Source organism: Klebsiella sp. Ech2A (genome assembly GCF_030078455.1).
GTDB lineage: Bacteria > Pseudomonadota > Gammaproteobacteria > Enterobacterales > Enterobacteriaceae > Klebsiella > Klebsiella terrigena.
Genome location: NZ_JAQGFU010000003.1, coordinates 26,380 through 47,028 on the forward strand (window position 1 = coordinate 26,380; position 20,649 = coordinate 47,028).

The 20,649-nt window shown below is 55.7% G+C and carries 22 protein-coding genes; 7 read left to right on the forward strand and 15 right to left on the reverse strand.

All coding sequences use genetic code 11. The annotated features are described in order from the left end of the window. Positions 1-118: 118 nt before the first annotated feature. From tuf to fkpA, 9 genes are all read right to left on the reverse strand, one after another. Positions 119-1,303: an elongation factor Tu gene (gene tuf / locus PFH44_RS01430; RefSeq protein ID WP_045854065.1), complete on the reverse strand. Its 1,185-nt coding sequence runs from the start codon at positions 1,301-1,303 to the stop codon at positions 119-121. Between the two features lie 69 nt (positions 1,304-1,372). After that, positions 1,373-3,487, reverse strand: coding sequence for an elongation factor G (gene fusA, locus PFH44_RS01435; RefSeq protein ID WP_045854064.1), 2,115 nt, complete (start codon positions 3,485-3,487; stop codon positions 1,373-1,375). A gap of 96 nt (positions 3,488-3,583) precedes the next feature. Beyond that, positions 3,584-4,054, reverse strand: a complete 471-nt coding sequence (gene rpsG, locus PFH44_RS01440) for a 30S ribosomal protein S7 (protein WP_004106370.1) — start codon at positions 4,052-4,054, stop codon at positions 3,584-3,586. Between the two features lie 96 nt (positions 4,055-4,150). Then, positions 4,151-4,525: a 30S ribosomal protein S12 gene (rpsL, locus tag PFH44_RS01445; protein WP_045854063.1), complete on the reverse strand. Its 375-nt coding sequence runs from the start codon at positions 4,523-4,525 to the stop codon at positions 4,151-4,153. 124 nt (positions 4,526-4,649) lie between these two features. Next, positions 4,650-4,937 (reverse strand): sulfurtransferase complex subunit TusB, encoded by a 288-nt coding sequence (tusB, locus tag PFH44_RS01450; RefSeq protein WP_041142974.1) that lies wholly within the window; start codon positions 4,935-4,937, stop codon positions 4,650-4,652. Positions 4,938-4,944: 7 nt separating this feature from the next. Beyond that, on the reverse strand, positions 4,945-5,304 hold the full coding sequence (gene tusC / locus PFH44_RS01455) for a sulfurtransferase complex subunit TusC (protein WP_283824104.1): 360 nt from the start codon (positions 5,302-5,304) through the stop codon (positions 4,945-4,947). Beyond that, the gene (gene tusD / locus PFH44_RS01460; protein ID WP_045854061.1) at positions 5,304-5,690 is read right to left on the reverse strand and encodes a sulfurtransferase complex subunit TusD; all 387 of its coding nucleotides are present in this window, start codon (positions 5,688-5,690) and stop codon (positions 5,304-5,306) included. Before tusD ends, tusC begins: the two co-directional genes overlap by 1 nt. Further along, on the reverse strand, positions 5,690-6,412 hold the full coding sequence (locus tag PFH44_RS01465; protein WP_004868391.1) for a helix-turn-helix transcriptional regulator: 723 nt from the start codon (positions 6,410-6,412) through the stop codon (positions 5,690-5,692). Before PFH44_RS01465 ends, tusD begins: the two co-directional genes overlap by 1 nt. 368 nt (positions 6,413-6,780) lie before the next feature. Beyond that, on the reverse strand, positions 6,781-7,611 hold the full coding sequence (gene fkpA, locus PFH44_RS01470) for an FKBP-type peptidyl-prolyl cis-trans isomerase (protein WP_283824105.1): 831 nt from the start codon (positions 7,609-7,611) through the stop codon (positions 6,781-6,783). 222 nt (positions 7,612-7,833) lie between these two features. Here fkpA and PFH44_RS01475 point away from each other — a divergent pair, with 222 nt between their 5' ends. Continuing rightward, positions 7,834-8,052, forward strand: a complete 219-nt coding sequence (locus PFH44_RS01475) for a protein SlyX (protein WP_041142978.1) — start codon at positions 7,834-7,836, stop codon at positions 8,050-8,052. Between the two features lie 82 nt (positions 8,053-8,134). Here the strand turns inward: PFH44_RS01475 and slyD are convergent, their stop codons facing one another. From slyD to kefG, 4 genes are all read right to left on the reverse strand, one after another. After that, positions 8,135-8,734, reverse strand: coding sequence for a peptidylprolyl isomerase (slyD, locus tag PFH44_RS01480; protein WP_041142979.1), 600 nt, complete (start codon positions 8,732-8,734; stop codon positions 8,135-8,137). A 94-nt stretch (positions 8,735-8,828) separates the two neighbouring features. Continuing rightward, the gene (locus PFH44_RS01485) at positions 8,829-9,029 is read right to left on the reverse strand and encodes a YheV family putative zinc ribbon protein (protein ID WP_013364433.1); all 201 of its coding nucleotides are present in this window, start codon (positions 9,027-9,029) and stop codon (positions 8,829-8,831) included. A gap of 13 nt (positions 9,030-9,042) precedes the next feature. After that, on the reverse strand, positions 9,043-10,848 hold the full coding sequence (kefB, locus tag PFH44_RS01490; protein ID WP_283824106.1) for a glutathione-regulated potassium-efflux system protein KefB: 1,806 nt from the start codon (positions 10,846-10,848) through the stop codon (positions 9,043-9,045). Next, entirely contained in the window at positions 10,835-11,401 is a 567-nt protein-coding gene (gene kefG, locus PFH44_RS01495; protein WP_045854058.1) for a glutathione-regulated potassium-efflux system ancillary protein KefG, read from the reverse strand. Before kefG ends, kefB begins: the two co-directional genes overlap by 14 nt. 172 nt (positions 11,402-11,573) lie before the next feature. On the opposite strand from kefG, the gene PFH44_RS01500 reads away from it, so the two are divergent. The 4 genes from PFH44_RS01500 to PFH44_RS01515 all read left to right on the forward strand — a co-directional run bounded on the left by PFH44_RS01500 (position 11,574) and on the right by PFH44_RS01515 (position 15,821). Next, positions 11,574-13,478 (forward strand): ABC transporter ATP-binding protein, encoded by a 1,905-nt coding sequence (locus PFH44_RS01500; RefSeq protein WP_283824107.1) that lies wholly within the window; start codon positions 11,574-11,576, stop codon positions 13,476-13,478. Between the two features lie 262 nt (positions 13,479-13,740). After that, positions 13,741-14,700: a hydrolase gene (locus PFH44_RS01505; RefSeq protein ID WP_463666787.1), complete on the forward strand. Its 960-nt coding sequence runs from the start codon at positions 13,741-13,743 to the stop codon at positions 14,698-14,700. Further along, positions 14,697-14,915 (forward strand): YheU family protein, encoded by a 219-nt coding sequence (locus PFH44_RS01510; RefSeq protein ID WP_041142984.1) that lies wholly within the window; start codon positions 14,697-14,699, stop codon positions 14,913-14,915. Before PFH44_RS01505 ends, PFH44_RS01510 begins: the two co-directional genes overlap by 4 nt. A gap of 36 nt (positions 14,916-14,951) precedes the next feature. Further along, positions 14,952-15,821 (forward strand): phosphoribulokinase, encoded by an 870-nt coding sequence (locus PFH44_RS01515; protein ID WP_041142985.1) that lies wholly within the window; start codon positions 14,952-14,954, stop codon positions 15,819-15,821. 57 nt (positions 15,822-15,878) lie between these two features. Here the strand turns inward: PFH44_RS01515 and PFH44_RS01520 are convergent, their stop codons facing one another. Further along, on the reverse strand, positions 15,879-16,283 hold the full coding sequence (locus PFH44_RS01520) for an OsmC family protein (RefSeq protein WP_041142986.1): 405 nt from the start codon (positions 16,281-16,283) through the stop codon (positions 15,879-15,881). A gap of 306 nt (positions 16,284-16,589) precedes the next feature. On the opposite strand from PFH44_RS01520, the gene crp reads away from it, so the two are divergent. Both crp and PFH44_RS01530 read left to right on the forward strand, forming a co-directional pair. Next, positions 16,590-17,222, forward strand: coding sequence for a cAMP-activated global transcriptional regulator CRP (gene crp, locus PFH44_RS01525; RefSeq protein ID WP_000242758.1), 633 nt, complete (start codon positions 16,590-16,592; stop codon positions 17,220-17,222). A gap of 52 nt (positions 17,223-17,274) precedes the next feature. Beyond that, entirely contained in the window at positions 17,275-19,353 is a 2,079-nt protein-coding gene (locus tag PFH44_RS01530; protein ID WP_283824108.1) for a YccS/YhfK family putative transporter, read from the forward strand. Here PFH44_RS01530 and argD read toward each other — a convergent pair. Further along, complete coding sequence (gene argD / locus PFH44_RS01535) at positions 19,343-20,563, reverse strand: bifunctional acetylornithine/succinyldiaminopimelate transaminase (RefSeq protein ID WP_283824109.1); 1,221 nt, start codon at positions 20,561-20,563, stop codon at positions 19,343-19,345. The two genes, PFH44_RS01530 and argD, sit on opposite strands and share 11 nt — an antisense overlap. Positions 20,564-20,649: the final 86 nt, after the last annotated feature.

Sequence of the window (20,649 nt, forward strand, 5' to 3'; positions counted from 1 at the left end):
CTATATAATAGATCCGATAGGGCACTTTTTTATATTAGTTGTTCTCGCGCTTAGCGGGTCTGAATGACGGACAGCAAAAAGGGCGCCGAAGCGCCCTTTTTAATTCAGAACTAAAGGATTAGCTCAGAACTTTAGCAACAACGCCCGCACCTACAGTACGGCCGCCTTCACGGATTGCGAAACGCAGACCGTCGTCCATTGCGATCGGGTGGATCAGGGTAACAACCATTTTGATGTTGTCGCCCGGCATTACCATCTCTACGCCTTCCGGCAGTTCGATGGTGCCAGTCACGTCAGTTGTACGGAAGTAGAACTGCGGACGGTAGCCTTTGAAGAACGGAGTATGACGGCCGCCTTCATCTTTGGACAGGATGTAAACTTCAGATTCGAATTTGGTGTGCGGCTTGATAGAACCCGGCTTAGCCAGTACCTGACCACGTTCGATTTCTTCACGTTTGATACCACGCAGCAGAACACCAACGTTCTCACCAGCACGGCCTTCGTCCAGCAGTTTGCGGAACATTTCAACGCCGGTACAGGTAGACTTAGCAGTCTCTTTGATACCAACGATTTCAACTTCTTCGCCAACTTTAACGATACCGCGCTCTACACGACCGGTAACAACGGTACCACGGCCGGAGATGGAGAATACGTCTTCGATAGGCAGCAGGAACGGCTTGTCGATAGCACGTTCTGGTTCCGGGATGTAAGAATCCAGGTAGCCAGCCAGTTCAACGATCTTAGCTTCCCACTCTGCTTCGCCTTCCAGCGCTTTCAGAGCAGAACCGCGGATGATCGGAGTGTCGTCGCCCGGGAAATCGTACTGAGACAGCAGTTCACGAACTTCCATCTCTACCAGTTCCAGCAGCTCTTCGTCATCAACCATGTCGCATTTGTTCAGGAACACGATGATGTACGGAACGCCTACCTGACGACCCAGCAGGATGTGCTCACGAGTCTGCGGCATCGGGCCGTCAGTCGCAGCAACAACCAGGATCGCGCCATCCATCTGAGCAGCACCGGTGATCATGTTTTTAACATAGTCGGCGTGGCCCGGGCAGTCTACGTGCGCGTAGTGGCGAGTCGGGGTGTCATATTCAACGTGGGAAGTGTTGATGGTGATACCACGAGCTTTTTCTTCCGGTGCGTTATCGATCTGGTCGAATGCACGAGCAGAACCACCGTAGGTTTTAGCCAGAACGGTAGTGATTGCAGCGGTCAGAGTAGTTTTACCATGGTCAACGTGGCCGATAGTACCGACGTTGACGTGCGGTTTTGTACGTTCAAATTTTTCTTTAGACACGGCTATATTCCTTACTATAGCGCTCTCCCCTTCAGGAGAGAGCACGGGATTTTGGTTTAACCCTACGGCTTATTTACCACGGGCTTCGATTACGGCCTGAGCAACGTTGTTCGGCGCGTCATCATACTTCAGGAACTCCATGGAGTAAGAAGCACGACCTTTGGTCAGAGAACGCAGCTGAGTTGCATATCCGAACATTTCAGACAGCGGAACTTCAGCGTGAATCACAACGCCAGTAACGTTGGATTCTTGACCACGCAGCATACCACGACGACGGCTAAGGTCACCGATGACGTCACCAGTGTTCTCTTCCGGAGTTTCTACTTCAACCTTCATGATCGGCTCAAGCAGAACTGGTTTCGCTTTCTTAAAGCCATCTTTAAAGGCAAGAGAAGCGGCCAGTTTAAACGCCAGTTCAGAGGAGTCAACGTCGTGGTAAGAACCGAAGTGCAGACGCACGCCGAGATCAACTACCGGGTAACCAGCCAGCGGACCAGCTTTCAGCTGTTCCTGGATACCTTTATCAACGGCAGGGATGTATTCGCCAGGAATTACACCACCTTTGATGTCGTTGACGAACTCGTATCCTTTCGGATTTGAGCCCGGCTCCAGCGGGTACATGTCGATCACAACGTGACCATACTGACCGCGACCACCAGACTGCTTAGCGTGTTTACCTTCGATATCGGTAACTTTAGCGCGAATTGCTTCGCGGTAAGCAACCTGAGGTTTACCGACGTTCGCTTCAACGTTGAATTCACGCTTCATGCGGTCAACGATGATGTCGAGGTGCAGTTCACCCATACCGGCGATAATGGTCTGGTTAGATTCTTCGTCAGTCCATACGCGGAAAGACGGGTCTTCTTTAGCCAGACGGCCCAGAGCCAGACCCATTTTTTCCTGGTCAGCTTTGGTTTTCGGTTCTACAGCGATGGAGATTACCGGCTCAGGGAATTCCATACGCTCCAGGATGATCGGCGCATCTGGGTTACACAGGGTGTCACCAGTAGTTACGTCTTTCAGACCGATAGCAGCAGCGATGTCGCCCGCACGAACTTCTTTGATCTCTTCACGTTTGTTGGCGTGCATCTGAACGATACGGCCAAAACGCTCACGTGCAGATTTCACGGAGTTCAGGATGGTATCACCAGAGTTAACCACACCGGAATACACGCGGAAGAAGGTCAGGTTACCCACGAACGGGTCGGTAGCGATTTTGAATGCCAGAGCAGCAAACGGCTCTTCATCGCTAGCGTGACGCTCAGCCGGAGTATCTTTACCGTCGTCCAGAATACCGTTGATCGCAGGTACGTCAACCGGGGATGGCAGGTAATCAATTACCGCATCCAGCATCGCCTGAACACCTTTGTTCTTGAACGCAGAACCACAGGTTACCAGGATGATTTCGTTGTTCAGAACGCGCTGACGCAGAGCTTTCTTGATCTCTTCTTCAGTCAGTTCTTCACCACCCAGGTATTTTTCCATCAGCTCTTCTGAAGCTTCCGCTGCGGACTCGATCAGGTTCTGGTGCCATTCTTCGGCCAGATCCTGCATGTCTGCTGGGATATCTTCATAGGTGAAGGTTACGCCTGCGTCTTCTTCGTTCCAGTTGATGGCTTTCATTTTCACCAGGTCAACAACACCGGTGAAACCTTCTTCAGCACCAATTGCCAGCTGCAGCGGAACAGGGTTCGCGCCCAGACGGGATTTGATCTGACCAACAACTTTCAGGAAGTTCGCACCCATACGGTCCATTTTGTTAACGAACGCGATACGTGGAACTTTATATTTGTTTGCCTGACGCCATACGGTTTCAGACTGTGGCTGAACACCACCAACTGCGCAGTAAACCATTACTGCACCATCAAGCACACGCATGGAACGTTCTACTTCGATAGTGAAGTCAACGTGCCCCGGGGTGTCGATGATGTTAACGCGGTGCGGTTCATACTGCTTAGCCATACCAGACCAGAATGCAGTAGTCGCTGCGGAGGTGATAGTAATACCACGCTCCTGCTCCTGCTCCATCCAGTCCATGGTTGCTGCGCCGTCATGAACTTCACCGATTTTGTGGTTTACACCGGTGTAGAACAGAATACGTTCGGTAGTAGTGGTTTTACCGGCGTCGATGTGCGCACTGATACCGATGTTACGGTAGCGTGCGATGGGTGTTGTACGAGCCATTTGATTCCTCGTTTGTTTCTATAGGCGTTCAGTTAAGTTATCCAAAACGGGCGACTTACCTGAAGCGCCCGTCTGGTGACTATGACTCCGAAGGGATTACCAACGGTAGTGAGCGAACGCCTTGTTGGCTTCTGCCATACGGTGAACGTCTTCACGTTTCTTAACTGCAGTACCTTTGTTGTCTGCAGCATCAGAAAGTTCGTTCGCCAGACGCAGAGCCATGGATTTATCACCACGTTTACGAGCAGCTTCAACGATCCAACGCATTGCCAGAGCATTACGACGAACCGGACGGACTTCAACTGGAACCTGATAAGTAGAACCACCAACGCGGCGGGACTTAACTTCTACAGTCGGGCGAACGTTGTCGAGAGCGACTTCGAAAGCTTCCAGTTCATTTTTACCAGAACGCTGAGCCAGGGTCTCCAGCGCGCTGTATACGATAGCTTCTGCAGTAGATTTTTTACCATCTACCATCAGGATATTTACAAATTTTGCCAGCAGTTCTGATCCGAACTTAGGATCCGGAAGAATTTTACGCTGACCAATGACGCGACGACGTGGCATGGGAATACTCCGTTGTTAATTCAGGATTGTCCAAAACTCTAAGAGTTTAGTTTGACATTAAGGTAAAACAGTTTGGCCTTACTTAACGGAGAACCATTAAGCCTTAGGACGTTTCACGCCATATTTGGAGCGAGATTGCTTACGGTCTTTAACGCCGGAGCAGTCAAGCGCACCACGAACGGTGTGGTAACGAACACCCGGAAGGTCTTTTACACGACCGCCACGGATCAGGATCACGGAGTGTTCCTGCAGGTTGTGACCTTCACCACCGATGTAGGAAGTCACTTCAAAACCGTTGGTCAAACGCACACGGCATACTTTACGCAGTGCGGAGTTTGGTTTTTTAGGAGTGGTAGTATATACGCGAGTACATACGCCACGTTTCTGCGGGCAGGCTTCCAGTGCAGGCACGTTGCTCTTTGCAACTTTGCGTGCGCGTGGTTTGCGTACCAGCTGGTTAATTGTTGCCATTAAATAGCTCCTGGTTTTAGCTTTTGCTTCGTAAACATGTAATAAATCGCCTCAGATAATATGAGGACGCAGAATTCTAGGGCGGTGCCGAAAAGGTGTCAAGAAATATACAACAATCCTGCCATTACCAGGCCAACTGTCCAGGGTGTTTGAGCACAAGTCTGACGAAGTCAGTATAGCCAACCCTGATGACACTGCCCGCAATTTGCCCCGTCAGGCCGCGGGCTTCAATATCATCCTGCAGCGCATGGATGGTTATGGGGGCGGAAAGCAGGATTTCAAGGTAGCGCCCGCCGTCGGCTGCCGCGATGACGCCATCGGAAAGCAGCAGCAGATCGTCGCCATCCTTTACCAGACGCAGCATTGCTGCCAGATCGGTATGCCATGGGGAAACGCTGAGAGTGTGGAGCATAGTGGCCTCAGAAGCGCAGAATCACGTTGAAATCATCGAGTCGGGCGCGCAGCGCCTCTGGCTCCAGCCACTCGCCATCTATGGCCCACTGCGTGGAGGGCGACAGGCCGCGCTCGCGGGCAGAAGCGGCGCACATCCAGCACTGTTCGATATCGTACAGAGAGAGGAGCTTAAAGGTTGAGATATAGTCGCGGGCCAGAATGGCGCCTGGCCGCTGCCCCGGCAGCAGCTGAAACACGCCGTCGCCGATAAAGAAAACGCCGAGCTCGTCGGTCAGCGCTGAAGTAGCCAGCAGCGCATCCAGGCCTTCCCGGCCAGACGCGGAGCCATGAGGCACGGAGGAAAAAACAAAGGCAACGCGTTTCATCAGAACTGCACCATCCGATCGCAGGTTAATGCAGCTTCCGCCAGCGCCCCAAGGCCGCTGAGCGTGAATCCTGGTTGCAGATTAGACGCTGACAAACCAAGCTGCTGCGCCTCATGTTCGTCCGTCACGCCGCGTCGCAGCGCCGCCGCAACGCAGATATGCAGCGAGACTGCATGCGCTTCGTGTAATTTTTGCCATGCCCGCACGAGGTCAAACTCATCGCTGGCGGGAGCGGTCAGCTGGTTCGCGTTATAGACGCCTTCGCGATAGAAAAAGACGCAAATCAGCTCATGCCCCTCCTCCAGCACGGCCTGCGCAAACTGCCAGGCGCTGCTGGCCTGCTGCGTACCGTAGGCCGGGCCCGTCACCGTAATGGCAAAACGCATTACTTATCCAGCCCCTGGAAATCACCGCTTTTGAACTGGCGGATATAGAGGTACACCGTGTGCTTCGAGATATTCAGGCGATCGGCAACCTGGTTGATAGCATCCTTGATATCAAAGATCCCTTTCTCATAAAGATTCAGGACGATCTGACGATTTTTGGCGTTATTGGAAACGTTGCGATCGGCGTTCACTTCTTCAATCGTAAACTCGAGGGTTTGCGCGACCAGATCGTCAACCGATGAGGCAAAGTTGACCTGCGAGTTCACTTCCGGCGTTTCCGGCGGAATAAAGGTGCTCATAATCTGGGAGAACGGGACATCGAGGTTCATGTTAATGCACAAAAGGCCGATCACCCGGTGCTCGCGGTTGCGTATCGCAATCGTCACCGACTTCATCAGCACTCCGCTTTTAGCGCGAGTAAAATAGCATTTGGAAACGCTGCTATCAGCTCCAGTCATATCGTGCAGCATACGCAGCGCCAGGTCAGTGATTGGCGAGCCGATTTGACGACCGGTATGTTCACCGTTGGCGATGCGAATGGCGGAACATTTCAGATCCTGTAAAGAATGCAGCACGATTTCACAGTGGGAACCAATGAGCATCGCTAACCCGTCCACCACCGCTTCATAGGATTTTAGGATATCGAAGTCGGTCTGGTCGAAAGGACGTTGATCCAGCAGGTCAAGCTCGCTGGTTTCGTTGGTTAAAAGCGACCTGGACATGAAAAAAAGCACTCCTTTTCAGGAGCCTGTCATTTTTTACACAAAACCGTTCAAGGTACGCCGCGGCGGCAAATCTGAGACAAATTCGTCAGCAGCGAATTTGACCAGCCGAAGGCTGGCTCTTGTAAGAGACAAGGTTGTCTCTTATCGATACCCAGGACCGAATCCAGTAAGAGGCTGGAGTCAGTAAATGCAGCCAGCTCAGAGGCAGCTTGAAGGATGAGGTGTAGCTTGTCAGGGCAGGCTCATCGTCATTAATAAGATTAAGCTATCTAAAGTAATACAGCGCTTGAGGCACTTTCCAGTTTTAATTATATCTGCCCCAAATAAAAAAGCCGCCGCCTTTGAGGGCGGCGGCGTCAATTCCATTACTTCTTAGCGTCTGCGCTCGCGGCATCCGCTTTTGCGTCAGCGGCAGCTTCAGGCTTCGCGTCCGCTTTCGGAGCCGGTTTGATATCCAGCAGCTCTACGTCGAAGACCAGAGTAGAGTTAGCCGGGATACCCGGAACGCCGGTTTTGCCGTATGCCAGATCCGGTGGGATAACCAGCTGGATTTTACCGCCTTTCTTAATGTTCTTCAGGCCTTCAGTCCAGCCCGGGATCACGCCGTCCAGACGGAAAGACAGCGGCTCGCCGCGGGTGTAGGAGTTATCGAACTCTTTACCGTCGATCAGCGTCCCTTTGTAGTTCACAACCACGGTATCGCTGTCCTTCGGTGCGTCACCGGTACCGGCTTTCTCGACTTTATACAGCAGGCCAGATTTAGAGATTTTCACGCCCTTCTCTTTAGCGAAGGTGTCGCGATAGGCTTTACCTTTAGCATCGTTCTCAGATGCATCTTTTTCCATTTTTTGCTGAGCAGCAGTTTTCACACGAGTTTCAAACGCTTGCAGAGTCTGTTCGATTTCCTGATCGGAGAGTTTGCTCTTATCGGCAAATGCGTCCTGCACGCCAGCGATCAGCTGATCTTTATCCAGTTTAATGCCCAGTTTTTCTTGTTCTTTCAGGGAGTTTTCCATGTAACGCCCCAGCGATGCACCCAGCGCATAAGCAGATTTCTGATCGTCATTTTTAAATGCCGATTTACTTTCCGTTGCCGGTGCCGTCTTTGCAGCGGTATCCGCAGCAAAGGTCAGCGGTGCATTCAGCGCGACGGCCATCGTGGTCGCCAGCAGCGTTACTTTAAACAGTGATTTCATCCATTTCTCCAGGGCCGGGGCATCTCACCCCAGGGTTAGCGTAAAAAGCAAAAAATGTACTATAGAACGTTGCAGGACAAATCTACATACGGACGTACCTGAATATCGCCTGTTTTCAGACTATTTTTGTATGAATTAGTTTCCTGTCCGGCGTCACGATGCTGCACGAATGCTGAAAATTCAGTAGAATCCGCCCGCGAGATAAGACAGAAGAGGTTACTCATGCACGATAGCAAACTGGAGACTCGCCTGGCGGAGCTGGAAAGCCGGCTGGCGTATCAGGAAATCACCATTGAAGACCTCAACAAGACCGTTACCGCCCATGAGATCGAAATGGCAAAGATGCGTGAACATATGCGTCTGATGGTAGAAAAGCTGAAGGCGACGCAGTCATCGTATATCGCATCGCAGTCTGAAGAGACGCCGCCTCCACATTATTGAGGCGTAAAAAAAGCGGGTTTCCCCGCTTTTTTATAGCCGGCAGCGCTAGCCTACGCGCCTGCGGCTTGTAAGACGACAGCTCTTAGTGACAGCCGCAGCCGCCGTTACCGCCACAGCCGCCTTTGCCATGTTCGTGACCGTGGTCGTGGTCATGGCTGTGACCGTGGCCACCGCAGCATCCGTCATGATCGTGGTCATGGTCGTGATCGTGACCATTCGCGCCATGCACGTGACCGTGTTCCAGCTCTTCAGCCGTCGCTTCACGAATCGCCACAACTTCAACGTTGAACTTCAGGTTTTGGCCAGCCAGCATGTGGTTACCGTCAACAACTACGTGCTCGTCGTCAACTTCGGTAATTTCAACCGGTACCGGACCCTGATCGGTTTCCGCCAGGAAACGCATGCCAACCTGCAGCTCATCAACGCCCATGAAGACGTCTTTAGGAACGCGCTGAACCAGGTTTTCGTCGTACTGGCCGTACGCATCGTTCGCGCCGACCGCAACGTCAAATTTATCGCCCACTTCATGACCATCCAGCGCAGTTTCCAGGCCGGAAATCAGGGAACCGTGACCATGCAGGTAGTCCAACGGCGCGCTTACCGGAGACTCATCAACCAACACACCGTCTTCTGTACGTACCTGATAGGCCAGGCTGACCACCAGGTCTTTTGCTACTTTCATGATATCTCCTGAGCATGGGAAGAATAGTGGCGCAGATTGTAGCGGAATTCTGCAGCCGTGTACCCTCTAGCTTAAAAAAAGGCGACAGATAACGCTAGTCCGGATGAAAAATGCCGATCACTTGTTCGTCTTTACGTACGTGCTCGCGGGCCTCTTTATCCGCCTCGCGCATCTGGTGTCCGCACTTAACACACTCAACAATATCGACATTATTTTCCCGCCACATTGCCAGAGAATCCTGGGCCTGGCACGCCGGGCATTTTGCCCCGGCGATAAAACGTTTACGCACTGCCATAATGATTTACCCTTTATTCAAACTCATCCCAGCCGTCAAGCTGCCTGCTCTCTTTCTGCATTTCACGCTGAAAAATCTCCTCCAGCTCGCGCCGGGCTTCCCGCACGCGCGATATCTGCAGAGTATCAGTATGTACCGGCATTAACTCTCGCAGCATTCGCATATCCAGACGACGGAAGTGCAGCTGCGCGCGCTGCGCCTGATGCGGATGCATTCCGACGCTGACCAGCGCCTTGCGCCCCAGCTCCAGCGCGCTGGAGAAGGTTTCGCGCGAGAACTGCGCCACCCCGGCCTGCAGCAGCTCATGGGCCTCTACGCGGCCCCGCGCTCGCGCCAGAATGTGCAGATGCGGAAAGTGCTGCTGACACATCTCAACCAGCTTCATGGTATCTTCCGGCTCGTTGCAGGTAATCACGATTGACTGCGCGTCCTCCGCTCCCGCCGAGCGCAGCAGCTCCAGCTGCGTCGCATCGCCGAAGTAAACCTTATAGCCATATTTACGCATCAGGTTCACCGCGCTGATGTCGCGCTCGAGCACGGTAATGCGCATTTTGTTGGCCATCAGCAGACGGCCAATAACCTGACCAAAGCGGCCGAAGCCGACGATTATCACCTGCGGTTTATCATCCTCAACCCACGGCGCTTCGTCCTCTTCCTCCGACTGGTTAAAGCGTCGGGAGAGCACGGAATCAATCAGGGTCATCAGCAGCGGCGTGGTCATCATCGACAGCGTAACCGTGACCAGCAGCAGCGCCATCTGGTCATTTTCGAACAGCCGCAGCGAAGCCGGTAACGAGAACAGCACGAAGGCAAACTCCCCGCCCTGGCTCAGCACTCCGGCAAACTGCATCCGCTCCGAGCTGCGAAGGCCGTACACCCGCGCCAGAACGTACAGCACGAGAGCTTTCACCATCACCAGCGCCGCGACGCTGGCGGCAACCCACAGCAGATGGGTGTAGAGAACGCCCAGATTCAGCGCCATGCCAACGGAGATAAAAAACAGGCCGAGCAGAAGACCTTTAAAAGGCTCAATGGCGATTTCCAGCTCGTGGCGATATTCGCTTTCTGCCAGCAGCACCCCGGCGATAAAGGTTCCCAGCGCCATCGACAGGCCGAGCGCATCCATAAACAGCGCCGAACCCAGCACCAGCAGCAGCGTCGCGGCGGTAAAAACCTCCCGCACGCCGGAGGCCGCGATAAAGCGGAACACCGGTCGCAGCAAAAAGCGACCGCCGATCAGCATGCCGGCAAAGGCCAACACCTTCATCCCGATCGTCACCCAATCAAAGCGATCGCCGCCGGAGCCGGCCAGCAGCGGCACCAGCGCCAGCGCGGGGATCACCGCCAAATCCTGAAACAGCAGAACGGAGAATCCCAGCTGTCCGGACTCACTGCGGCTCATCCCCTTCTCGCGCATCAGCTGCAGCGCCATCGCCGTAGAGGACATCGCTAAGCCAATCCCGCCGACAACCGCCGCCTGCCACGTGAATCCGGTGACCATCAGCATGCCGCCGAGGATTGCCGCGCTGCACAAAACCTGGGCCGCCCCAACGCCAAAGATGGAGCTTCTCAGGCGCCAGAGCTTCGACGGGTTAAGCTCGAGCCCGATGATAAACATCAGGAACACCACGCCCAGCTCGGAGAAATGAAGAATTTCATCGACGTCGCTGATGAACCCCAGCCCCCACGGGCCAATGGCGATCCCGGCGAGCAGATAGCCGAGTACCGCACCAATGCCCAGCCGGGCGGCCAGCGGTACCGCGACGACGGCGGCGAACAGAAACAGCACGCCAGCCAACAGCAGATCAGCTCCCGCCATTTATTACTCCTCCTGCCGCGATGGGGTTGGCCAACCAGTCACGATAGGCGCGCGCATGGCTTTTCAGATCGGCGGGCGATTGCCGGCGGGCCCAGTAGACAATAATCGGGCTCATCCAGTGCATCCGGCACATGCCGGCGGTCAGTTCGAAAGGTCGGAGAATATCGTTCATTGGATAGCGGTTAGCGTCGCGACGGTAGGCGCTTTCCGGCTCGCCGGTGGTGATCACGCTACGCCAGTACTTTCCCGCCAGCTGATTCCCCCCGGCGCCGCTGGCAAAACCGCGGCTCAGCACTCTGTCCAGCCACTCTTTTAGCAGCGCCGGACAGCTCCACGTATAGAGCGGATGCTGGAAAACAATCACCTCATGCTGACGCAGGAGATCCTGCTCCCAGGCAATATCGATAAAAAAATCGGGATAGTGTGCGTAAAGATCGTGCACGGTGACGTTCGGCAGCTGTAAGGCCGGTTCAAGCAAAACCCGGTTGGCCACGGAATCCTGAGATTCTGGGTGGGCATACAGCAGCAAAACCTTCGCTGTCTGAGACATCATTCCCCTCCCAACGTCTTGTAGTGGCCTGAACAACGGCTGCGCCTCAACGCAACCAGAATGACTTTGTGTATCGTCTTCATTTTGGGCTACCATTGCGGCCCGGTGGAGCTATTTGCTACCACATTACATTATCATAATGACAAACTAACATAGTCTGAACATACGGCGCCTTATGATTGTTTTCTCCTCGTTACAAATTCGTCGCGGCGTACGCGTCCTGCTGGACAACGCCACCGCTACCATCAACCCTGGCCAAAAGGTCGGTCTGGTGGGCAAAAACGGCTGCGGTAAATCCACGCTGCTATCGCTTTTGAAAAACGAGATTAGCGCCGACGGCGGCAGTATGACCTTTCCGGGCAACTGGCAGCTGGCGTGGGTTAATCAGGAAACCCCTGCTCTGGCGCAGCCGGCCATTGATTATGTTATTGACGGCGATCGGGAATATCGCCAGCTCGAGGCCGATTTAAATCAGGCCAACGAGCGCAACGACGGTCACGCCATTGCGACGGTGCACGGCAAGCTGGACGCCATTGACGCCTGGACCATCCGCTCACGCGCCTCGAGCCTGCTGCACGGCCTGGGCTTCAGCAACGAACAGCTGGATCGCCCGGTGAGCGACTTCTCCGGCGGCTGGCGCATGCGTCTGAACCTGGCGCAGGCGCTGATTTGCCGCTCCGACCTGCTGCTGCTGGATGAACCGACTAACCACCTCGATCTCGATGCGGTGATCTGGCTGGAAAAGTGGCTCAAAAGCTATACCGGCACGCTGATCCTTATCTCGCACGATCGCGATTTTCTCGATCCTATCGTCGATAAAATTATACATATCGAACAGCAAAACATGTTCGAGTACACCGGCAACTACAGCTCGTTCGAAATACAGCGCGCCACCCGTCTGTCGCAGCAGCAGTCGATGTATGAAAGCCAGCAGCTGCGCGTCGCCCATCTGCAAAGCTACATCGATCGCTTCCGCGCCAAGGCCACCAAGGCGAAGCAGGCCCAGAGCCGCATTAAAATGCTGGAGCGCATGGAGCTTATCGCCCCGGCCCACGTCGATAACCCGTTCCACTTTAGCTTCCGCGCGCCGGAAAGCCTGCCCAACCCGCTGCTGAAGATGGAAAAAGTCAGCGCCGGCTACGGTGAACGCATTATCCTCGACTCGATCAAGCTGAACTTGGTTCCCGGCTCACGCATCGGCCTGCTGGGGCGTAACGGCGCCGGTAAATCGACGCTCATCAAGCTGCTGGCCGGCGAGCTGCAGCCGCTGCAGGGCGAAGTGGGGCTGGCAAAAGGGATTAAGCTGGGCTACTTCGCTCAGCATCAGCTGGAGTTTCTGCGGGCGGATGAATCACCGCTGCAGCACCTGGCTCGCCTGGCGCCGCAGGAGCTGGAGCAGAAGCTGCGCGACTATCTCGGCGGCTTCGGTTTCCAGAGCGATAAGGTCAACGAAGCAACCCAGCGCTTCTCCGGCGGCGAAAAAGCGCGGCTGGTGCTGGCGCTGATCGTCTGGCAGCGCCCTAATCTTCTGCTGCTCGATGAACCGACTAACCACCTTGACCTCGATATGCGCCAGGCTTTAACCGAAGCGCTGATTGATTTCGAAGGCGCGCTGGTGGTGGTCTCGCACGATCGCCACCTGATCCGTTCGACCACCGACGATCTCTATCTGGTCCACGACGGCAAGGTTGAACCGTTCGACGGCGATCTGGAAGATTACCAGCAGTGGCTGAGCGACTCGCAGAAGCAGGAGAGCCAGTCGTCTGACGCGATCAAAGATAACGGCAACAGCGCCCAGTCCCGCAAAGACCAAAAGCGCCGGGAAGCGGAGCTGCGCACTCTGACTCAGCCATTGCGTAAAGAGATTACCCGTCTTGAGAAAGAGATGGATAAACTCAACGCCCAGCTCGCGCAGGCGGAAGAGAAACTGGGCGACAGCGGCCTGTATGAGGCATCCCGCAAAGCGGACCTGACCGCCTGCCTGCAGCAGCAGGCCGGTGCCAAATCAGGTCTGGAAGAGTGCGAAATGGCCTGGCTGGAGGCGCAGGAACAGCTGGAGCAGATGCTGCAGGAAGGCTAAGTCCTGCGGGCCGAGCGCGTGCCCTCGACGGTTCACTGGCAATGAGCTTTCGAGGCCACTCTTCATGCCGCAAAAGGCCCTGTAGCACCCGCTCTTTTTCGCGTAATCTCCACCAGCTGGCCGCAAGACCACATATTGGCTAACCTGCGCACCTCATGCGCGGTATAGTGTTTATAAGATTATTAATTGCTCTGGTGCTATGGTTGAAATCACCCCTACAGAAATGACGCCCCCCGAAGACGACTCGCGCGAGTTTCACCCGATGCGCGGCGTGGGCAATCGTCATCTGCAAACCATGCTGCCGCGACTGATCCGCCGCAAACTGGGCTTTACTCCACACTGGCAGCGCCTTGAACTCCCCGACGGTGATTTTATCGATTTGGCCTGGAGCGAAGATCCCGAATCAGCCCGCCATAAGCCGCGGCTGGTGGTTTTTCACGGTCTGGAAGGAAGCCTGCACAGCCCTTACGCTCACGGTCTGATCCACGCGGCAATGCAGCGCGGCTGGCTCGGCGTGGTGATGCATTTCCGCGGCTGTAGCGGCGAGCCTAACCGTAATAACCGCATCTACCACTCCGGAGAGACGGAAGACGGCACCTGGTTCCTGCGCTGGCTGCAGCGCGAATTTGGTCCCGCGCCCACGGCCGCCGTCGGCTATTCGCTGGGCGGCAATATGCTCGGCTGCCTGCTGGCAAACGAGGGCGACAGCGTCCCGCTCGACGCGGCGGTCATCGTGTCGGCCCCGTTCATGCTGGAAGCCTGCAGCTACCATATGGATAAAGGCTTCTCCCGCGTCTACCAGCGCTATCTGCTTAACCTGTTAAAAGCGAACGCCGCGCGCAAGCTGAAAGCCTACCCGGGCTCACTGCCGGTTGATTTACGCCAGCTCAAAGGCATGCGGCGCATTCGCGAGTTTGACGATACCATCACCGCCAAAATTCACGGTTTTGCCGATGCGCTGGACTACTATCGCCAGTGCAGCGCGATGCCGCGTCTGAGCGATATCACGAAACCCACGCTGATCATTCACGCGAAAGACGATCCGTTCATGGACCATCATTCCATTCCGCCGCAGGAGCAGCTGCCGGCCAACGTCGAGTACCAGCTGACCGAACAGGGCGGGCACGTCGGGTTTGTTGGCGGCACGCTGCGCAGGCCGGAGATGTGGCTGGAAAGACGGATCCCGGACTGGCTAACGCGCTGGCTGGAAGGAAAAAAATGATTATTCCCTGGCAGGATCTGGATCCCGAAACGCTGGATAACCTGATTGAAACCTTTGTGTTGCGCGAAGGCACCGATTATGGTGAACATGAACGCTCGCTGGCCGATAAGGTCGCCGATGTAAAACAGCAGCTGAAAAGCGGAGAGGCCGTACTGGTGTGGTCAGAGCTGCACGAGACGGTCAACATCATGCCCCGCAAGCAGTTCCACGGCTAAGGCGGCGCCACACCATCGTTTAATCTGGGAGTTGATATGTCTGCCAAACATCCGGTGATTGCCGTCACGGGCTCCAGCGGCGCGGGAACCACCACCACCAGCCTCGCCTTTCGCAAAATCTTCGCCCAGCTGAACCTGCGTGCCGCCGAAGTCGAGGGCGATAGCTTCCATCGCTATACCCGCCCGGAAATGGACATGGCGATCCGCAAAGCGCGGGATCAGGGGAAGCACATCAGCTATTTTGGCCCGGAAGCAAACGACTTCGGCCTGCTGGAAAATACCTTCCTCGAATACGGGCGCAGCGGAACCGGCCAGTCGAGAAAATATCTGCATACCTATGACGAGGCCGTGCCGTGGAATCAGGTACCGGGCACCTTCACGCCCTGGCAGCCGCTGCCGGAGCCGACCGACGTCCTGTTTTACGAAGGGCTGCACGGCGGCGTTGTCACCCCGCAGCACAACGTGGCGCACAATGTCGACCTGCTGGTGGGCGTCGTGCCCATCGTCAACCTGGAGTGGATCCAGAAGCTCATCCGCGATACCAGCGAGCGCGGCCACTCTCGCGAAGCGGTAATGGATTCGGTCGTCCGCTCAATGGAAGATTATATTAACTTCATCACCCCGCAGTTCTCGCGTACCCATATCAACTTCCAGCGGGTTCCCACCGTTGATACGTCGAACCCCTTCGCCGCCAAAGGTATTCCCTCGCTGGATGAAAGCTTTGTGGTGATCCACTTCCGCAACCTGCAGGATATCGACTTCCCGTGGCTGCTGGCGATGCTGCAAGGGTCGTTTATCTCACATATCAATACGCTGGTGGTACCGGGCGGCAAAATGGGGCTGGCGATGGAGCTGATCATGGCGCCGCTGGTTGAACGGCTGATGGCGGGGAAAAAGATCGGTTAAGCCGGTAAACACCCCGGCTGCGCGACGCAAACCGGGGCGACGGGCTGGCCATTCGGCTTAGCCCTCGATAACCTCGTACGAATGCGTGATATTTACCGCTTTTTGCAGCATCAGCGCCACCGAGCAGTATTTCTCCGCCGACAGGTCTACCGCGCGCGAAACGACCGCATCCTTCAGCTCGCGGCCGGTCACGATAAAGTGCAGGTTGATGTGGGTAAACAGGCGCGGCGCCTCTTCCCGACGCTCTGAGGTCAGCTTCACCTCACAGTTGGTCACATCGTGACGTCCTTTCTGCAAAATTGAGACCACGTCGATGGCGCTGCAGCCGCCGGCGGCCATCAGCACCATTTCCATCGGGCTCGGCGCCTTATCCCCGGAGTTACCGTCCATCAAAATCTGGTGGCCGGAAGCCGACTCACCGATGAAGGTTAACCCTTCCACCCATTTCACACGAGCTTGCATAAAATTTAACTCCAAGGTTGCAATTTTCCTGACAGATTACGCGCACATAACAAATCTCGCAACGGAAGGCGACCTGCATCATGCTGAAGCGAGACACCAGGAGACACGCGGCAAAAGCTATGCTAAAACAGTCAGGATGCTACAGTATTACATTGATGTACTGCATGTATGCAGAGGAATTCACATTACAGGCTGAAGAAAAATCACCAGCCAGCTTCCCAGGCATAGGGAAACAATACGATTGCATGCCCGGATGCCGTGTAGTGTCGGCACCCGGAGATAGCTTATAACAGAGGATAACCGCGCATGGTGCTTGGCAAACCGCAAACAGACCCTACCCTCGAATGGTTCTTGTCTCATTGCCACATTCATAAGTACCCATCTAAAAGCACGCTGATCCACCAGGGTGAAAAAGCAGAAACGTTGTACTACATCGTCAAAGGCTCTGTGGCTGTGCTCATCAAGGATGAAGAAGGCAAAGAGATGATTCTCTCTTACCTCAACCAGGGCGATTTCATCGGTGAATTAGGCTTGTTCGAAGAAGGCCAGGAGCGTAGCGCCTGGGTACGTGCGAAAACCGCATGTGAAGTGGCCGAAATCTCCTATAAAAAATTCCGTCAGCTGATCCAGGTAAACCCGGATATTCTGATGCGTCTCTCGTCGCAGATGGCCCGCCGTCTGCAGGTTACCTCTGAGAAAGTCGGTAACCTTGCCTTCCTCGACGTCACCGGCCGTATCGCCCAGACGTTGCTGAACCTGGCAAAACAACCTGACGCCATGACCCACCCGGACGGTATGCAAATCAAAATTACCCGTCAGGAAATCGGTCAGATCGTCGGCTGTTCACGTGAAACCGTTGGCCGTATTCTGAAGATGCTGGAAGATCAAAATCTGATCTCCGCACACGGTAAAACTATCGTCGTCTACGGCACGCGTTAAGCTGATAAAACGGCGTGTTGCTCCTGCAATACGCCGTTTTTGTTTTCCCTCTATGTGGCGCAGGCTGATTTACCACCCGGAAGTCAACTACGCACTGCGGCAAACGCTGGTGCTGTGTTTGCCGGTCGCAATTGGCCTCCTTCTCGGCCACCTGCAGCAGGGCCTGCTGTTCTCGCTGGTACCCGCATGCTGCAACGTCGCCGGCCTTGATACGCCGCACAAGCGCTTCTTTAAACGCCTGATTATCGGCGGCTCGCTCTTTGCAGGCTGCAGCCTGATCGTTCAGCTCCTTCTCCAGCAGGATATCCCGCTGCCTTTAATTCTCAGCGGCCTGACCCTGCTCCTTGGCGTCACGGCGGAAATCAGCTCGCTGCACGCGAGGCTGCTGCCCGCCTCGCTGATTGCCGCCATCTTTACCCTGAGCCTCGCCGGCAATATGCCGGTCTGGGAACCGCTGCTGATCTACGCGCTCGGCACGCTGTGGTACGGGCTATTCAACTGGTTCTGGTTTTGGCTGTGGCGCGAGCAGCCGCTGCGCGAATCGCTAAGCCTGCTCTACCGGGAGCTGGCCAACTATTGTGAAGCCAAATACAGCCTGCTGACCCAGCATATCGACCCGGCAACCTCGCTGCCTCCGCTGCTTACCCGTCAGCAAAAGGTCGTCGACCTGATCACCCAGTGCTACCAGCAGATGCATATGCTGGCGGCCAATCAGCGTAACGATCATAAGCGCCTGCTGCGGGCGTTTCAGGTGGCCCTCGATCTGCAGGAGCATATTTCCGTCAGCCTGCATCAGCCGGAAGAGGTGCAGAAGCTGGTCGAACGCAGCCACGCGGAAGCGGTAATCCGCTGGAATGCGCAAACCGTCGCCGCGCGGCTAAGGGTGCTGGCTGATGACATCCTGTACCACCGCTATCCGCAGCGCTTTAACATGGATAAGCAGATCGGCGCCCTGGAGAAGATTGCCTCTCAGCACCCCGACAACCCGGTCGGGCAATTCTGCGCATGGCACTTCAGCCGCCTTGCCCGGGTGCTGCGCACCCAGCGCCCGCTGTACCCGCGTAACCTGATGGCCGATAAGGAACGGCGCCTGCCGCTGCTGCCTGCGCTGAAAAACTATCTCTCTTACAAATCGCCGGCTTTACGCAGCGCCGCCCGGATCTGCGTGATGCTCACCGCAGCGAGCCTGATGGGCAGCGCGCTAAACCTGCCCAAACCCTACTGGATCCTGATGACGGTGCTTTTTGTCACCCAGAACGGCTACGGCGCGACGCGGGTCCGCATCGTCCACCGCGCGGCGGGGACCCTTGCCGGCCTGGTGATTGCCGGACTGACGCTGCACTTCCACGTCCCGGAGGGCTATACGCTGACCGCGATGCTGATTATCACGCTGTTGAGCTATCTGATTATTCGCAAGAGCTACGGCTGGGCGATGGTGGGCTTTACCGTCACGGCGGTGTATACCCTGCAGCTGCTGACGCTCAACGGCGAGCAGTTTATTGTCGCCAGGCTTATCGATACGCTTATCGGGTGCCTGATTGCCTTCGGCGGGATGGTATGGCTGTGGCCGCAGTGGCAAAGCGGCCTGCTGCGTAAAAACGCCCATGACGCGCTGGAGGCGGACCAGGAAGCCATCCGCCTCATTCTCAGCGACGATCACCAGGCGCCGGCGCTGGCCTATCGGCGGATGCGGGTCAACCAGGCGCACAACTCGCTGTATAACTCGCTGAATCAGGCGATGCAGGAGCCCGGCTTTAACTCGCAATACCTTGACGATATGAAGCTGTGGGTCACCCATAGCCAGTTTATTGTCGAGCATATCAACGCCATGACCACGCTGGCCCGCGAGCACAATATGCTGACGCCGGATCTGGCCCGGCGCTATCTTGAATCCTGTGAGATTGCGCTGCAGCGCTGCCAGCAGCGGCTGGATAGCGACGGGCCGGGTAGCGCCGGCGAGGTGAATATCATGGAGTCGCAGGATGCGGACGTGCCCCGCGGCCCGCTGAGCACCATGGAGCAGCACCTGCAGCGGATCCTCGATCATCTGAACACCATGCACACCATCTCGTCGGTGGCATGGCGTCAGCGCCCGCATCACGGCATCTGGCTACGCGCAACTAAGCGCTAAGTACGCGCTGTACCGCCTGTGCGAAGCGCGCCATTCCTTCGTCAATATCGCTATCGTCAATGACCAGCGAAGGCACAAAGCGCATCACGTCAGGCCCGGCATTGAGCACCATAACGCCCGCCTCCGCCGCGGCATACAGGAAATCACGCGCCCGGCCGTGATGCTGAGGCTTCAGCTCCGCGCCGATCAGCAGCCCCATACCGCGAATATCGCTAAACAGATCGAAGCGGGCGTCAATCTGCTGCAGATGCTGCACAAAGCGCTCGCGCTTCGCGTTGACGCCGTCCAGAACCTCAGGCGTATTAATCAAATCAAACGCCGCTCCGGCGACGGCGCAGGCGAGCGGATTTCCCCCGTAGGTCGAACCGTGGGAACCGGCATGGAACGCGCTGGCGATATCATGGGTGGTCAGCATGGCGCTAATCGGGAAACCGCCGCCGAGCGCTTTCGCGCTGGTGAGGATATCCGGCGTCACGCCGTAATGCATATAGGCGAACAACGAACCGGTACGCCCCATTCCGCACTGCACTTCATCAAACACCAGCAGCGCCTGGTGCCGATCGCACAGTTCACGCAGGCCTTTGAGGAACTCCGGGGTCGCGGCCATCACGCCGCCTTCGCCCTGAATCGGCTCAACCACCACCGCGCAGGTGTGATCGTCCATAACCGCCTTCACCGCGTGCAGGTCGTTGAAGGGTACGTGAATGATATCCGCCGGCTTCGGCCCGAAGCCGTCAGAATATTTCGGCTGCCCGCCAACGGAGACCGTAAACAGCGAACGGCCGTGGAAAGCGTTATGGAAGGCGATGATTTTGGTTTTATAGGGGCTATGGCGGGTGATCGTGTAGTTGCGCGCCAGCTTGAATGCCGTTTCGTTGGCTTCAGTGCCGGAGTTCATAAACACCACGCGGTCGGCGAAGGTGGCATAGACCAGCTTTCTGCCCAGGCGCAGCGCCGGTTCGTTGGTGAAAACGTTGCTGGTATGCCACAGCGTTTCCCCCTGCTCATGCAGCGCCGCAACCAGCGCCGGATGACAATGGCCGAGCGCCGTGACGGCAATACCGCCCGCAAAATCAACGTACTCCTTGCCCTGCTGATCCCATACGCGGCTACCTTTACCTTTTACCGGAATAAATTCTGCCGGTGCATAAATCGGCAAAATAACCTCATCGAACGTGGCGCGGGTAATTGCCGGTTGCTCAGTTGCCATGTGATGCCATCCTTCTTCGTTATGCCATGATGATAGTGATATTATAATCACAAAATATGCATAAAAAATCAGTCAATGGCAACTAC